This is a genomic window from Thermobaculum sp. T2p (genome assembly GCF_059335935.1).
In genome coordinates, this window is sequence record NZ_JANZYQ010000020.1 from 1 (window position 1) to 15,261 (window position 15,261).

Genomic DNA, 15,261 nt, shown 5'->3' on the forward strand with positions numbered 1-15,261 from the left:
ACTACCCTCAGTTTGAGGGCAGGTACTACCAGATAGATCGTCCCATCAACGAGCCCAAGGGAGTCAGGAAACCTCATCCCTCCTTCTGGATAGGTGGAGGAGGGGAGAAGGTCACCCTCAGACTAGTAGCCCAGTACGCCAACGCCTGCAATGTAGGTGGCGGGAACGTGGAAGTAGTGCGCCAGAAGCTGGAGGTGCTCAGGCAGCACTGTGAGGAGCTAGGCAGAAACTACGACGAGATCATCAAGTCCACAAGCATTAACGTACATCTAATTGAAAGTGAAAAGGATGCAGAAGCCGCAACAGCCAAGGCTAGAGGAGGTCAACCATTAGAAGAGTATGCTAAGAGCTTCTGGGTAGTCACCCCAGAACAGTTTGTAGAGAGAGCTCAGGAGCTCATAGACGCAGGCATAAACTACTTCATTATCTATATTCCCAGAGTGGCTTATGAGATAGAGAGATTGACTGAGTTCTCAGAAGAGATACTACCCAGATTTCAATTGGAAGCTAGTCGAGCCTAGTGTTACAGAGTTGCCCCTAACCGAAAAGTGTCTGGTTAGGGGCAACTCTAATCAAGATATTACTAGTCGAGTTAGGTGCTCTGGATTTCATAGTTTTTACTATCATGTAGGCAGTAGCCTTTTTATATCTATGTTGAATGTAACTCAATATGATGCTATAAGACTTCTACGTTATTGAACATAAACTATTTCACTCCTAGAGAGTAAGGGGTCAACATGAGATCTGGGAACACTAGAACAAGGGAGAAAGATATCACCGTCGCTTTTGTAAGTAGTTACCCTCCAAGACAATGCGGGATAGCCACTTTCACTAGGGACCTTGCACAGGCTGTATGTAAGGCCCCAGGGATAAAGGACTTCAAGGTAGTGGCTATAAATGAGCCTGGAGGACTGCACCGCTACCCGAGAGAGGTGATATTTCGTATAGATCAAGGCCAACCAGAGACCTATGCTGAAGCTGCTGAGTTTCTTAACAAGCAGCAAATAGATGTTGTCAGCGTACAGCACGAATTTGGTCGATTTGGTGTGTGGGACCAATATCTACGTGAAGATTATCTAGCACTGTTCCTGGATCACATCAGAAAGCCGGTCGTAACTACACTTCATACCATACTACCTCACCCACATCCATCAGTAAGGGCTGCCATCCGAAATGCTGCAGACAAGAGCCAGGCAATAGTAGCCATGGTCAAGGTCGGAGCACTCATGCTGGTCGAGGACTACGGAATCCCAGCTGAGAAGATAGTCTATATACCACATGGCATGCCAGAGATACAGCCTTCAGGTAGACGTAGACTTAAGGCTCAGCTAGGGGTATCGGACAGAACCATCATATTGACTTTCGGTCTACTCAGTCCAGGCAAAGGGCTTGAATATGTTATCCAAGCACTTCCAATGGTAATTAAAAAGCATCCTGACGTCCTTTATCTGATAGTGGGAGAAACCCACCCAGATCTCAGAAGAACTCTAGGTGAGAGCTATCGTAATCAGTTGCAAAAGCTAGCAGAAGATCTGGGGGTGTCTAAACACGTCGCTTTCGTCAACCACTACCTTGAGCAGAAGGAAATTGTAGACTATCTGCTGGCTGCGGATGTCTATGTTACTCCTTATCTAGACAGAAATCAGATAACAAGTGGGACACTTACCTACGCATTAGGATCTGGAAAGGCCATAGTAAGTACACCCTACATACATGCTACGGAGGCACTGGCAGAGCATCGAGGGATTCTCGCAGAATTCAGAAGCGCAGAAAGTTTGGCCAACGCAATCAACTATATACTTGACCATCCCGAAGAAAAAGCAGAACTAGAGAGAAGGGCCTACGAATATGGCAAGGAAATGGCATGGCCCAAGGTAGGTAGAGATTTTGCCATCTTGCTCCGAAGGGTTGTAGAGGGCAAGAACCCAACTTACCTTACTGGAGATCCTTTCAGATTGGTCAGAGAAGAAGATGTCGATGAACAAAAAATAGCGCCCGAAGTGACTTCGGACGCTAGCAAGGCGGAGGAGGAGGGATTCGAACCCTCGTCGGAGGCATCAACCCCCGAAACCGCTTAGCAGGCGGCCGCACTAGACCACTATGCGACTCCTCCACACAGATTATATGCTAACAAACTTGATCCAGTCAGTCAAAGGTTTCTTGGCGGAGAGGGAGGGATTCGAACCCCCGGGGCTCATCGCCCAGCTGTTTTCAAGACAGCCGCATTAAACCACTCTGCCACCTCTCCACACCCAATAATCTTAACAAAACCAAATGCTAAATGTGGAGGTAGGTTAGTTCTTAATGATCTCCTGTCCACCCATATATGGTCTTAGAACTTCAGGTATAACGACTGATCCATCCGGCTGCTGATAGTTCTCGAGAATGGCGATCATCACTCTTGGAAGTGCTAGCCCAGACCCATTCAGTGTATGCACATACTCAGTCTCGGACTTGGGCGTACGCTTGAAGCGAATACCTGCTCTTCTAGCCTGAAAATCTCCTACATTGGAGCAAGAGCTGACTTCAAGCCACTCCTTTACACCAGGCGACCAAACCTCTATATCAAAAGTCCTGCGCGACTTAAATCCTAGATCTCCAGTACAAAGCTCTACGACCCTACAGGTAAGCCCAAGCTTGATAGCTGTATCCTCAGCGTGCTTCACAAGCTCTTCCAAGTGTTTTGGAGAGTCCTCTGGGAGGGTATAGTGGTACATCTCCACCTTATCGAACTGGTGTCCTCTCTTGATACCCCTCACATCCTTGCCTGCGCTCATCTTCTCCCTTCTAAAGCAGGGTGTATAAGCAGCATACCTAATGGGGAGAGACTCTACTGGTATTATCTCGTTCATGTGGATCCCGGTTAGAGGGGCTTCAGCAGTAGGGATAAACCACACATCGTCTTCGACATCATGATACATTGTATCTTCGAAATCAGGTAAGTGAGCCGATGCCCATAAAGTCTCTTCTTTTACTATTGCAGGAGGGTAAACCTCCTTGTATCCTTCTTGCCTACGGAGATCAAGCATCCAAGTTATGAGAGCCCTTTGTAACCTCGCTCCATCCCCATGAAGTACATAGAAACGCGATCCACTGATCTTCTGTCCCTGAGCAAAATCTATTATCCCAAGCCTCTCGCCTATCTCCCAATGGGGCCTAGCATCAAAAGGTAGCTCCCTAGGCTCCCCATGTTGACGTACAACTACGTTATCGCTTTCATCTTTACCGTCAGGGACCTCAGGATCGGGAATGTTGGGTATCTGTAGCAACAACGTATGTAGCTTGGACTCGACCTCACGCAGCTCACTTTCCAGAGACTCAATTTGGTTTCCTACCTGACGCATCTGAGATATAAGAGATTCTCTCTCGGTCTTATCACTTATTCTAGGTATTTGCTTTGATACCTTGTTGCGTTCGGATCTAAGTCCTTCAACCTCTGTAAGTATCTTCCTCCTTCTGGAATCAAGAGCAATCACCTCGTCTATAGGAGCATCTGAACCTCTACGCTTGAGGCCTGTCTTGACTATATCTGGATGCTCTCTTATAAGTCTAAGATCCAGCACCAATATCACCTCACAAGCAAAAAGAATCTCTAAGATATTTGGAAAGTATAAGGAGATAGAACCTAATCAAAAGGATATCAGTACTACCAACTCGAAGGTAGGTACTTGAGCCACTCTTCGTTTATACTGTGCTGTATTTTCTGTAGGAGTATGTAGTGAGGGCTAACACGGGGCTCCTTTGGCTCGTTCAGAAGCCTCATTCTAGCCTCCTCGGGGCTCTTACCACCCTTACGATGATTGCAAGCTCTGCAAGCGCTTACCAAGTTGGTCCAAGTATGCCTTCCACCTCTAGATCTAGGTATAACATGATCCAACGTTAAATCCCTGGTGCGCTTACCACAATATTGGCATGTGTAATTATCGCGAGCGAACACTTCTTTCCTAGTAAGTCGAAGTCTTGGCCTGGGACGCTTCACCAAGTGAGATAGCCTGATTACCGAAGGACACCTATAACTGCTAGACGGAGTATGGATAATATGTCCATTGAGCTCCAGAACTTCGGCCTTACCGTTATAGACCATTACGAGGGCACGCTTAGCATTACAGACGTTTAGGGGTTCGTAATTGTAATTAAGTACAAGAACTAGCGGTTCCAAGGACTCAACTCTCAGGCTACACTATTTCACTTAAAATCATATCATACGTCCTGACTATGTTTACATCTTGCCCAGTGAGCAAGGTTCCTGATATGCTTTTAGCAAAAGTAGAATCGTCTAAAGGCTGTGAAGGAAACCTAGTAGGCTCGAGTTACGCGGCACAGAGAGTCTGGGTAAGGTGAGAGCCAGATGCCGTGGGGCGAGCTGAAGATCATTCCAGAGCCTCCGCCCGAACCGCGAAAGCGCAGTAGACGCGGACGGATTTGCCACCCGTTATCAGTGGCAGGATGTGATATCGCATCCACTGAGAGAGCGGCAACGCTAACAGAGGTGGTACCGCGGGCTGGTAATGATCGGCTCGTCCTCAGCTGAGGACGAGCCATTTGAATTTAACGAGTACTCCGCAACAAGGAGGTTTCACTATGTTCAAAGAGGTAGAGAATAAATCTGACTTCGTCAAGTTAGAGCACGAAATACAAAACTGGTGGAATCAAAACCAAATACTAGAGAAATATCTACATAAGAATGATAACTCTCCAGAAAAATTCTCTTTCCTAGATGGGCCTATAACAGCCAATAATCCTATGGGTGTGCACCATGCTTGGGGTAGGACCTATAAAGACGTAGTACAGAGATATCATACAATGCTTGGTCATCGTCAGAGATATCAGAACGGATTTGATTGCCAAGGGCTATGGGTCGAAGTTGAGGTTGAAAAAGAGCTTGGCCTCAAGACTAAGCGAGATATCGAGAAGTTCGGCATAGACAAGTTCGTAGAAGAATGCAAGCAAAGGGTACTACACTTTGCTGACATTATAACCAGGCAATCCATTCGCTTGGCTGAGTGGATGGATTGGGACAACTCCTACTTTACTATGTCGGACGAGAACAATTACACCATATGGGGATTCCTGAAGAAGTGCTACGAAAAAGGATGGATCTACAAGGGTCATGATGTTATGCCTTGGTGCCCTCGATGCGGCACAGGTATTTCTCAACATGAGATAGTTACTGAGGGTTACAGAGAGATCCAGCACCTCAGCCTATTCGTTAAGTTCCCTCTGCTAGACCGAGATAACGAGCATCTGCTTGTGTGGACCACAACTCCTTGGACACTGACCTCGAATGTAGCTGCAGCTGTCAACCCAGATCTAGATTATGTAAAAATCAGACAAGGAGATGAGATCTATTATCTTGCCGCTGATGCCGTAAAGAATGCTATCAAGGGAGATTACGAGGAGCTCGAAAAGCTCAAAGGGTCGGATCTACTGGGGTGGAAGTATAAGGGACCATTTGATGAGCTACCCGTACAGGTACAAGAACACAGAGTAATAGCTTGGGACGAGGTTAGCCCAGATGAAGGTACAGGAATAGTCCACATAGCTCCTGGTTGCGGTCAAGAGGACTTCGCTCTTTCCAAAGAGTTCGACCTGCCGGTAATAGCTCCAATCGATGAATCAGGAGTGTTCTTGGAAGGCTTCGGCCAGCTTACTGGCAAATACGTACATGATGTAGCCAAGGACATAGCAGATAACCTCAGGACAAAGGGAATACTATATAGAACTCAAAACTACTTGCATAGATATCCAGTTTGCTGGCGTTGTGGTACAGAGCTCGTTTTTAGGCTAGTGGATGAATGGTTCATCTCAATGGATGAGCTGCGCCCACTGCTTATGGATATAACAGAGCAGATAAATTGGATCCCGTCCTTTGGCAAAGATAGAGAGCTGGACTGGCTGAGAAACATGGAAGACTGGATGATCAGCAAAAAGCGATATTGGGGGCTGGCTCTTCCGATATATGAATGTCAGAAATGTGGTACATTCGAGGTCATAGGATCCGAAATCGAACTAAGGGAAAGAGCTGTCGAAGGATGGGAACAGTTCGAAGGCCATAGCCCACATCGACCTTGGGTAGATGCAGTCAAGATAGCATGCAAAAACTGTGGAGAAAAAGTTAGCCGTATTCCAGATGTTGGTAATCCATGGTTGGACGCCGGCATCGTACCCTTCTCAACCTTGTGCTATCGCCATGACCGTAAATACTGGGAAGAATGGTTTCCTGCAGATTTCATAACTGAAAGCTTCCCGGGGCAATTTCGAAACTGGTTCTACTCACTACTTACGATGAGTGCTACCCTTGAAGGCAAACCCCCATTCAAGACTGTGCTAGGGTACGCCCTAATGAGAGATGAGAAGGGCGAAGAGATGCACAAGAGCAAGGGTAACGCCATATGGTTTGATGATGCTGCAGATAAGATGGGTGTGGATGTAATGCGCTGGTTGTTCTGTACCCACAACCCGGCGCAGAACCTAAACTTTGGTTACCGTATAGGTGACGAGGTAAGAAGAAGATTTATCCTCCCGCTATGGAACTCCTACAGCTTCTTTGTAACCTATGCTAGATTAGACAACTACACTCCCACTACAGAATTTGACAAAAATCACTTGACGCTGCTGGATAGATGGATACTCTCCAGACTCAACACTCTCATCAACGATGTCAGGTATTTCATGGATCAATATGACATGATGAACGCCACAAAGAAGATAGAGAGATTTGTCATAGACGAACTCTCTAACTGGTATATAAGGCGTAACAGGAGGCGTTTCTGGAAGAGTGTAAACGATGCCGATAAGCAGGCAGCTTATTACACACTTTACAACTGCATGGTTACTTTGAGCAAGCTAGTAGCTCCGTTCATACCATTCATCGCCGAAGAGATGTATCAGAATCTTGTTAGAACCCACGATTCCCATGCTGCAGAAAGCGTCCACCTTTGTGACTTCCCAGTATCTAACTCTGAGATGTTAGATATAGAGCTGGAGAGATCTATGGAAGCAGTACTCCAGGTTGTGGAGCTAGGTAGGGCAGCTAGAAATGAGTCGAATATCAAAGTAAGGCAACCTCTAAGACGCATACTGGTCAAAACACCTGACGCACAGTCAGCTGAGTATGTTAAAAGGCTTCAGGATCAGATACTGGATGAGCTCAACATCAAAGAGATGGAGCTTGTTGCTTCGGCTGGAGACCTAGTCGAATACACAATACTACCTAATCTACCAGTTCTAGGACCCAAGTATGGCAAGCTGGTACCTAAGATCCGACAGTCCCTATCTGCAATGGATGCGTTCTCTGTCGCTCAAAAGGTAGCATCGGGTGAAGCGGTATCAATCGATGTGGAAGGACAAAGGATAGAACTTCAACCTGGAGAGATCCTAGTTCGTGAAAACAATCGCCCTGGCTTGGCAAGCGCAAGCGCCAATGGTTATGTAGTAGCTCTTGACACTGAAATCACGGAAGACCTCCTGTATGAGGGAATAGCGCGTGATGTAGTCAGGCATGTACAAAGTATGCGCAAGTCAGCTGGCCTAGAGATAGAGGATCGCATACGTATCTATCTGCAAGGAGAAGACGAAGTCCTGAGGGCGGTTGACAAGTATGCAGACTACATTAAAAACGAAACTCTAGCTGAGTCTATTAACATGCAAGGCAGTCCAGATGGTGCATATCAAGAGAAGCTGGAGATAAACGATCAAGAAGTGCTGGTCGGGATTGTAAAGGCAAGTTAGAAATATTTTCATGGAGTGGACCCTGCGTAAGGGTCCACTCCATGAACAAGCTCCTAGGAAGTAGAACTATCGTCTGGTATATAATACTTCCTGCCTCTCAATGGCTCTGGTAAGTGTTCCTGATCTACCTTAGCATCAGGGAAATCATGGGCGTACTTATAACCCCTGCCATATCCTAGAGCCTTCATAAGAGATGTAGGAGCATTCCTCAGATGCAACGGCACAGGCTCATTTCTCGTAGTCTCGATATCCTCTTTGACCTTCTCATAAGCACGATAGAGGGCATTGCTCTTAGGGGCCTTGCAAAGATATACAACAGCCTCAGCAAGTGCCAGATTGCCTTCGGGCATACCCACAAAATGCACAGCCTGTTGTGCTGCTACGGCAACAACAAGAGCATTCGGATCAGCCATACCGACATCTTCAGTGGCTATCCGGATGAGCCTTCGAGCTATATATAGTGGGTCCTCTCCTGCCTCCAACATCCTACCTAACCAGTAAAGTGAACCATCAGGATCTGAGTCTCTTATGCTTTTGTGAAGGGCACTAATAAGATCATAGTGTTGGTCGCCAGATTTATCATAGAGGAGTACCTTACGTTGGACCACTTCTCTGATCAGGTCCACGTCTATACGACCGCCGCTAGCAACACGTGCCGCCATTTCCAGAGCAGTCAGGGCTATCCTGGCATCACCGTTAGCCAGATTTGCCAGAAATTCTAAGGCATCGTCGTCCACCTGTAGAGCGTATGAACCTAGACCTCTCTCCTTATCCTCTATCGCTCTCCTCAGGATCAGCTTGATATGCTCCTCACTCAGTGGGTTGAGCACATATACTCTACACCTAGATAACAAAGCAGAGTTTACTTCAAAACTGGGATTCTCAGTGGTGGCTCCGATCAGGGTAATACTTCCATTTTCAACATGAGGCAGTACTGCATCTTGCTGAGCTTTATTAAATCTATGTATCTCGTCTAGAAATACAATCGTCCTCTTTCCCAGGTTGCGTTTCAGTCCAATCGCGGTTTCTATCACACGACGCAGCTCTGGGACTCCTACACTAACAGCACTTAGATGCACGAAATTTGAGGATGTTGTTTGGGCTATGACCATAGCGAGAGAGGTCTTCCCAGTACCAGGAGGTCCCCATAGTATGATGGATGGTATGGAATCTCGCTCTATTGCTGCTCTCAGTGGCTTACCTGGACCGAGAAGATGTTCCTGCCCCACTATCTCATCAATATTTCTGGGTCTCATTCGAGCAGCTAAGGGTTGAGAGTGTATATCCTCTTGCTCGTTAGTGTTTTCCATACCTGGTAACATCATGTTATCCTTATTCATATGTCCAGTATAGAATGAACATGCTCTCGTAACTAGGAGTTCGTAACTAGGAGTATAAGTATGCCATGGGATGATTTGATTCGAACATTGGTAATCGCGTTACTAATGTTCGTTTTAGCTTTGTTAATTGCGAGAATAAGGGAGTCTAGAGACTAATCAGGCTCAGCATGTACTATGACTTTTGTAGCCTCTCCGATTTCGTCTCTAACAACATGCTCGATCTTCTCTGTATCTAGGTGTACGTTAGATATTGAGAGGTCACCAGGAAACTGGCAGTGCAACACTACCTGCAGGCCTTCATCAGATCTGTACACTCTCACTTCCTTACAAAGGCATCCTGGGACTGCACTTTCAGCCAGTAGCTTTAGCTTTCTCTTGAGATCGGTATCTGATCGCTTTATCTCGACTCTTTCACCAGGAGATTCGGATATCACCTCGATATGCGTGTCCACCCTCAAAAGGCTGGGCGTTTCATGGCGCAAAGCTGACACCAGCCTATGTGCAAGGGAATGAGCATCCCGTAAAGTAAGATCAGGAGGGACCTCTATATGTAAGGATGCCTCTAGTCCACCCTCTACCTGATGCACCTCTTCATGGTGAGTCCTTATGCCCATCTGCTGAGCAATAGCCCTTATATTATCCAGCACGGTCTCTTGATCAGTAACGCCTGGTTCCACATGAACAACCGCCTCTGTTCTAGGTTCTACCCGACGAAGAGATTCCTCGACTCTCTCAGTTATATCGTGAGCTTCCGACAGAGTTATAGTTCTGGGGACAGTTACTACTACATCTGCAAATAATCTATCACCCGATTCTCTTAACCTGACTGGCTGAGAACGCAAAACTCCAGGTACCGATGCGGCAGCTTCAGTCATGCGAGTTTGCAGGTCAGAGGGTACAGTATCCAACAGCACCTTTATACCCTTTAGCCCAAGTCTGATACTCATAAACATTATGAACAACGCAACTATAGCGGCAGCTACCGCATCGGCTTTGTAAAGGAAAGAGTTCACACCCACGTAGGTCTGAGCATACGCTGTTATAGCCAAACCTAATATCACGACTAACGAGCTGAACATATCAGCTCTGAAGTTCAGGGCATCAGCCTCAAGAGCTTGACTATGATACTTCTTAGCGACTCGAGCGAGCATCCCTGATCGCCAGTAATCGATTGCTACGCTAAGCCCCATTACAATAAAAGCCAGAGCATTAGGCTCTACTAGGGCTTCATTTACAAATATGCGCTGGATTGACTCATAAATGATAAAGAGCGCTGTAAAGTTGAGGAGAATTGACTGAACAACGGCAGAAAGATTCTCGAACCTTCCATGACCATAAGGATGTTCACTATCTGCGGGAGCTTCAGCTATCCTAACAGACAAAAAGGTTATAAGGGAAGCGATTAGATCCAATCCAGAATGAGCAGCCTCTGACAGCATGCCAAGGCTACCAGTAGCTAGACCTACTAGCAATTTAGCTAGAGTTAGTATTATAGCCGCACTTACAGATACCACTGCGGCACGCTTCTTCTCGTCTTTTGTAAGTATCGCCATGAGTCTTTTGCCTTTTCTAAATCCTACAGCAAAAGAGATAGTTATACTTCATTCCGCGTCATAACAACTAAACATTGCTTAACACTTGACAGATTCCCAAACTAGGTATATCCTTTTCCGCAAAGAGGCTCAAAATTATATATGATCTATATAACCAGTATCTACAATACAACCTTATCTAAGGAGGATTAGGGTGGCTGGAGTCGTATTCGACCATGTAACTAAACAGTTTGGCAATGTCACAGCGGTAAATGACCTAACTCTCGAGGTGAGGGACAGAGAGTTCCTTGTTTTGGTAGGGCCATCGGGTTGTGGTAAAAGTACAGCTCTTAGACTAATAGCAGGACTTGAGGACGTTACCTCTGGCGACCTGTACATAGGTGACAGACGAGTGAACGACGTTCCTCCCAAAGATAGAGACATAGCAATGGTGTTCCAGAGCTATGCTTTATATCCGCACATGAGCGTCTACGATAACATGGCATTCGGACTAAAGTTGAGAAAGACGCCGAAGGCTGAGATAGACAGGCGCGTCAAAGAGGCAGCTCGTATGCTCGGTATACAGCACCTGTTGGACAGAAAGCCCAAGGCTCTATCCGGCGGCCAGAGGCAGAGAGTAGCACTTGGCAGAGCTATAGTGCGTGAGCCACAGGTATTCCTTATGGACGAGCCCCTGTCAAACCTTGATGCTAAGCTAAGAGTTCAAACAAGAGCCGAGATATCTAAACTCCACCAGAGAGTACAGACTACTACAATTTACGTTACCCACGACCAAACAGAAGCTATGACCATGGGTGACCGTATAGCGGTCCTAAGGGATGGAGTGCTTCAGCAGATAGATACGCCAGAAGTGCTTTACGATAGACCTGCTAACATGTTCGTGGCTGGGTTCATAGGCAGCCCAGCAATGAACTTCTTTGATGTAAGAGTATCTATGGAAGGCGATCGTGTATATCTAAATCATGATGCCTTCACTGTTGAGGTACCTCCAAGAATGAAGGATGCAGTTGGTCGTTACAACAATAGGGAGATCGTTCTAGGTATAAGACCCGAGAATATCGAGGTCTATCCAGAAGCGCCAAGCGAGGATACGGCAAATATTAAAGTAGACGTGGTTGAGCCTCTAGGTAATGAGACAATACTACACCTCTTGGCGGGTGACGAGCTGTTTGTTGCCAGGGTACACCCAGACATGCACTTCCAGCCGGGACAGACCGTAGCAGTCAAGTTCGACACTAACAAGATTCACGTGTTCGACAAGGAAACTGAGCAGAGCCTACTGTCATAAGAAAGCTAGTAAAATTAGTCCCGTGATTACTAGGAGAGCGCCAAGTTGGCGCTCTCTTGGTTTAGAACATACTAGGACAAGAAATAGGAGTTGCTTTTTGGGTATAGAAGAAACAACGCAAGCCAATAAAGGTAAAGACATCAATTGGATAGAGATCAAGGTAGAGGCTGACCGAGAAGCCGTTGACTCTGTAATAGAGATTTTCTCTAGATACGGCTACCAGCATACAGTGGTTATACAGGAACCAATAGTTGATGAGTTAAGCTGGGGCAATTATGTAATCGATACAACAAAGCCAGTTATAATTTCAGCTTACATAGCAGAAGATCAATATTCTCAGCAGGCAATCGATGAAATTACTAAATCGCTATGGCACCTAAATCAGATCAGACCTGTAGGAATTCCACAAATAAGAGAAATATCCCCACAAGATTGGATGGACGCATGGAAGGCTCACTATCCAATAATCCATGCAGGTAAGAGATTGGTAATCAAGCCCGCATGGCTTGATTACAATCCGCAAAATAACGAGATAGTTATAGAGCTGGATCCTGGGATGGCATTTGGTACAGGACTTCATCCAACTACTCGTTTATGCCTGGATGCAATCGAGAAATATATGCACGAAGGATCTATTTGTCTCGACCTTGGAACAGGATCTGGAATCCTGGCTGCTGCTATGGCCAAGCTTGGAGCAAAGCAGGTATTGGCAGTAGATATAGATCCAGTAGCAGTATCCGCAGCCATGTCTACAGTCGAGAGAAACGGTATCTCTGATAAGGTACAAGTCCTGGAAGGTTCTATAGAGAAAGCAGCTGCTCAATACGACTTCATAGCAGCCAACATCATAGCAAGCGTGATAATAGATCTTTCTCCTAGATTTCAGGAGATAATGTCGGATAAGGGTTATCTAGTAGTATCAGGCATTCTCGAGGAGAGGTATTATGAGGTTGCATTATCACTAACAGCCCATGGCCTTAAACCAATAGATCTAATACAAGAATCCGATTGGATAGCAATCATTCTTCAAAAGAGATCAGGTTAAGCCCAATCCTAACTGCAAATAAACATCCAAGGTTTATCTCTAATTTCGGTTAGGAAAATCATATACCGTTTGTTCCCTTTCAGTGCTGCACCAAGCTTCTTACGAAGCTGATCAGTATCTAATGGAGATCTACGCTTCCTTATGTCTATGGATCCAGCATCAAGATCAATCAAAACCGATCTAAGTTGCTTTAAGCTCCATCTTCCCGAGTACACTACCTCCCAAGTCCTAGCGAAAGGTGTGGAGATGTAACTATCAGCAGACAAGAACGCTATTCTTTCGTCTAGCATCCAGGCATCTATCTCTCGGGCAAGGTTTGAGACCAACCCTGCACGCGTAACAGCCGGATCTGGATCTAAAATATATCTACCCGGATGATCCACAACTACTGGTGCAACGCTTGATGCCGCTAGTGTATGTTCTCCCGGTAATAAAGTAGCTCTTCTTTTCGCAGTAGACATGCTAGGTGACCATAAGACAGCCTCTTTCAGATCTCCTCTAAGGGAAATAAACTCAACCTCCCAACCATCAGGGATTATAGCCTTATCAAGACCTGGAGAAGTCTTGATCCCAATGTTCTTGATTCTACTTGATATCGAAAGGCACCAATCAAGTGGAGGTTCCCCAAATCTAGGGTCTAGTATTCTTTTATCTTGTGCCCTCCTAGAGGGGTCTATAAATACGGCTTCAAAATCTTCGAATGCTAACTCTCTAACATCTGCCAGTACAGTATCTGAGGGTCGAGCTTCGTAGACATTAGCATTCACCTCTGCCATCATAAGATGTACAGGGTCGATATCAACCGCAGTACAAGATCTACCCTTAGCAAGAGATATTAAATCTCCCCCTATACCTGTACAGAGATCAGCAATATTCTCAAACAGCTTGTAACGTTGAGCTCTATATCTAGATACTACCTCAGAAGAGGATTGTTCTAACCCTACCCTAGTAAAGAACATGCTGTCCGCCCGACTGAATTTATCCCTTGCTCTGTGTCTTAAAAGCAGAAGCTCTACAGCAGCACTCACCGACCAAGAAGGATACTTCGATCTTAGAATCTCTTGGGATCGCAGCTCACCGATATCGTTGGACATAAGAGTTTTGAGCTCCGCGATTAGATTCTGTCCAGCATCAGAAAGCAGGAACTTGAAAGTCTGCAGATCCATACCTCACCAGTCGGGTTGGATAACTTCTTTACGCTCAAGGCTAGTTATTATCTCTTCACGATAATTAGGAAACCTATGCGCCACTGCTCTCAATAGCCCGTAACATCCTACGAGCATTTGATCTCCATGAGGAACAGCGAAATATGGCTTGAGATCGGAGCCATACAATACATTTCGTTGTGGGCCTACCACCACATACTTTGTAGATCCTGAATCAGGAATTCTAAAGATCTCAGCACCATGCCCCATGGAATCAAAGACTTTTTGATTGGTAAGCTGACCAGAAGCTAGCTCCACTAGTAGTTCCTCGAGAAATCCAGGGCTAATCTCTCCTGTGTGATGCTCGAACAAACCCAAGACTCCTTGCTTATCTACATGAAAAGCTAAGGAGTGAAAGTTGCCAACATTTACTACTACCGATGAACACTGATCGTCTGGCCTGCTGGCAGGATCTTCAAGAGCACCAAGGATTGCTGCTGGAGCAGTATCCATCACTATCGCGTCGGTATATCCTCCTAGCTGGGCAGCAACCGCTGCAAGCCTTGACATACTTTGTGGGACGTCGTCTATACGATACGCAAAACCAGCCAGACCTTCCCCATTAGCTATAACTTTGTGAATGTAATCGAACCTGAACTTCCTGTCACTGATATCAGGCGGAGCTTTCCCGTGATCAAATACTGCTACAGCGATCACATCAAATTTAGTCTCTACACCAAAGAAAGCATAGGCGCTCAAGATCTGCTCCAGCATAACATCGCCCGACCTAATAACTACATCTACCTTCAGGTTCTTCACCTCGTCCTCGCTGACTATCTTTACACCTAGAGACTCAACTTTCAAAAGATCATCATCCAGTGTCTGCGCAGCTTCAGGGGTGGCAAAAACTGGAAGTCCTGCTAACGCATGATCCCTAAGAGCCCAAGCTGATGGTCCCCCTCCCATCTGGTAACCATAGAAAAGTATCGAGTGTCCTTTTGAGGTAGCTTGCTTGATCCTCCTAGAGATTATTAGAGTTGGTGAGGGCATGACAACCTTCAGAGCATTTTCAACCGTCTGTTCGGTATCAAACAGGAGTATGTCTTGAGTGCCAGTACCTACATCTATAGCTAAAATCCTCACGGGAATCCTCCGGTAC

At 46.0% G+C, this 15,261-nt stretch carries 10 protein-coding genes, 2 tRNA genes, 1 pseudogene and 1 other annotated feature; of the genes and pseudogenes, 5 read left to right on the forward strand and 8 right to left on the reverse strand.

The window, feature by feature from the left end; all coding sequences use genetic code 11:
- Together N2245_RS09690 and N2245_RS09695 are read left to right on the forward strand one after the other, a co-directional pair.
- Positions 1-521, forward strand: a 521-nt coding sequence (locus N2245_RS09690; protein WP_494536537.1) for an LLM class flavin-dependent oxidoreductase, incomplete at its 5' end; no start/stop codon positions are given.
- Between the two features lie 216 nt (positions 522-737).
- Positions 738-1,835, forward strand: a pseudogene (locus tag N2245_RS09695) (glycosyltransferase family 4 protein); the annotation flags it as partial.
- A 187-nt stretch (positions 1,836-2,022) separates the two neighbouring features.
- Here the strand turns inward: N2245_RS09695 and N2245_RS09700 are convergent.
- The 4 genes from N2245_RS09700 to N2245_RS09715 all read right to left on the reverse strand — a co-directional run bounded on the left by N2245_RS09700 (position 2,023) and on the right by N2245_RS09715 (position 4,159).
- Positions 2,023-2,113 (reverse strand) — tRNA-Ser (locus tag N2245_RS09700).
- 48 nt (positions 2,114-2,161) lie between these two features.
- Positions 2,162-2,248 (reverse strand) — tRNA-Ser (locus N2245_RS09705).
- Between the two features lie 46 nt (positions 2,249-2,294).
- Positions 2,295-3,563 carry a serine--tRNA ligase gene (gene serS, locus N2245_RS09710; RefSeq protein ID WP_494536538.1) on the reverse strand — a complete coding sequence of 423 codons (1,269 nt, stop codon included), beginning with the start codon at positions 3,561-3,563 and terminating at the stop codon, positions 2,295-2,297.
- 83 nt (positions 3,564-3,646) lie between these two features.
- Entirely contained in the window at positions 3,647-4,159 is a 513-nt protein-coding gene (locus N2245_RS09715; RefSeq protein ID WP_494536539.1) for an HNH endonuclease, read from the reverse strand.
- Positions 4,160-4,276: 117 nt separating this feature from the next.
- Positions 4,277-4,528: a binding site (T-box leader), on the forward strand.
- Positions 4,529-4,581: 53 nt separating this feature from the next.
- Between N2245_RS09715 and ileS the strand changes: the two genes are divergently transcribed.
- Complete coding sequence (ileS, locus tag N2245_RS09720) at positions 4,582-7,731, forward strand: isoleucine--tRNA ligase (RefSeq protein ID WP_494536540.1); 3,150 nt, start codon at positions 4,582-4,584, stop codon at positions 7,729-7,731.
- Positions 7,732-7,784: 53 nt separating this feature from the next.
- Here ileS and N2245_RS09725 read toward each other — a convergent pair whose 3' ends face one another.
- Together N2245_RS09725 and N2245_RS09730 are read right to left on the reverse strand one after the other, a co-directional pair.
- The gene (locus N2245_RS09725) at positions 7,785-9,056 is read right to left on the reverse strand and encodes a replication-associated recombination protein A (protein WP_494536737.1); all 1,272 of its coding nucleotides are present in this window, start codon (positions 9,054-9,056) and stop codon (positions 7,785-7,787) included.
- 167 nt (positions 9,057-9,223) lie between these two features.
- The gene (locus N2245_RS09730) at positions 9,224-10,624 is read right to left on the reverse strand and encodes a cation diffusion facilitator family transporter (RefSeq protein ID WP_494536541.1); all 1,401 of its coding nucleotides are present in this window, start codon (positions 10,622-10,624) and stop codon (positions 9,224-9,226) included.
- Positions 10,625-10,817: 193 nt separating this feature from the next.
- Between N2245_RS09730 and N2245_RS09735 the strand changes: the two genes are divergently transcribed.
- Both N2245_RS09735 and prmA read left to right on the forward strand, forming a co-directional pair.
- Complete coding sequence (locus N2245_RS09735; RefSeq protein ID WP_494536542.1) at positions 10,818-11,912, forward strand: ABC transporter ATP-binding protein; 1,095 nt, start codon at positions 10,818-10,820, stop codon at positions 11,910-11,912.
- Between the two features lie 97 nt (positions 11,913-12,009).
- Complete coding sequence (prmA, locus tag N2245_RS09740) at positions 12,010-12,957, forward strand: 50S ribosomal protein L11 methyltransferase (RefSeq protein WP_494536543.1); 948 nt, start codon at positions 12,010-12,012, stop codon at positions 12,955-12,957.
- Positions 12,958-12,965: 8 nt separating this feature from the next.
- Here prmA and N2245_RS09745 read toward each other — a convergent pair whose 3' ends face one another.
- Positions 12,966-14,123: a class I SAM-dependent methyltransferase gene (locus tag N2245_RS09745; protein WP_494536544.1), complete on the reverse strand. Its 1,158-nt coding sequence runs from the start codon at positions 14,121-14,123 to the stop codon at positions 12,966-12,968.
- A 3-nt stretch (positions 14,124-14,126) separates the two neighbouring features.
- On the reverse strand, positions 14,127-15,245 hold the full coding sequence (locus N2245_RS09750; protein WP_494536545.1) for a DUF1786 domain-containing protein: 1,119 nt from the start codon (positions 15,243-15,245) through the stop codon (positions 14,127-14,129).
- Positions 15,246-15,261 lie beyond the last annotated feature (16 nt).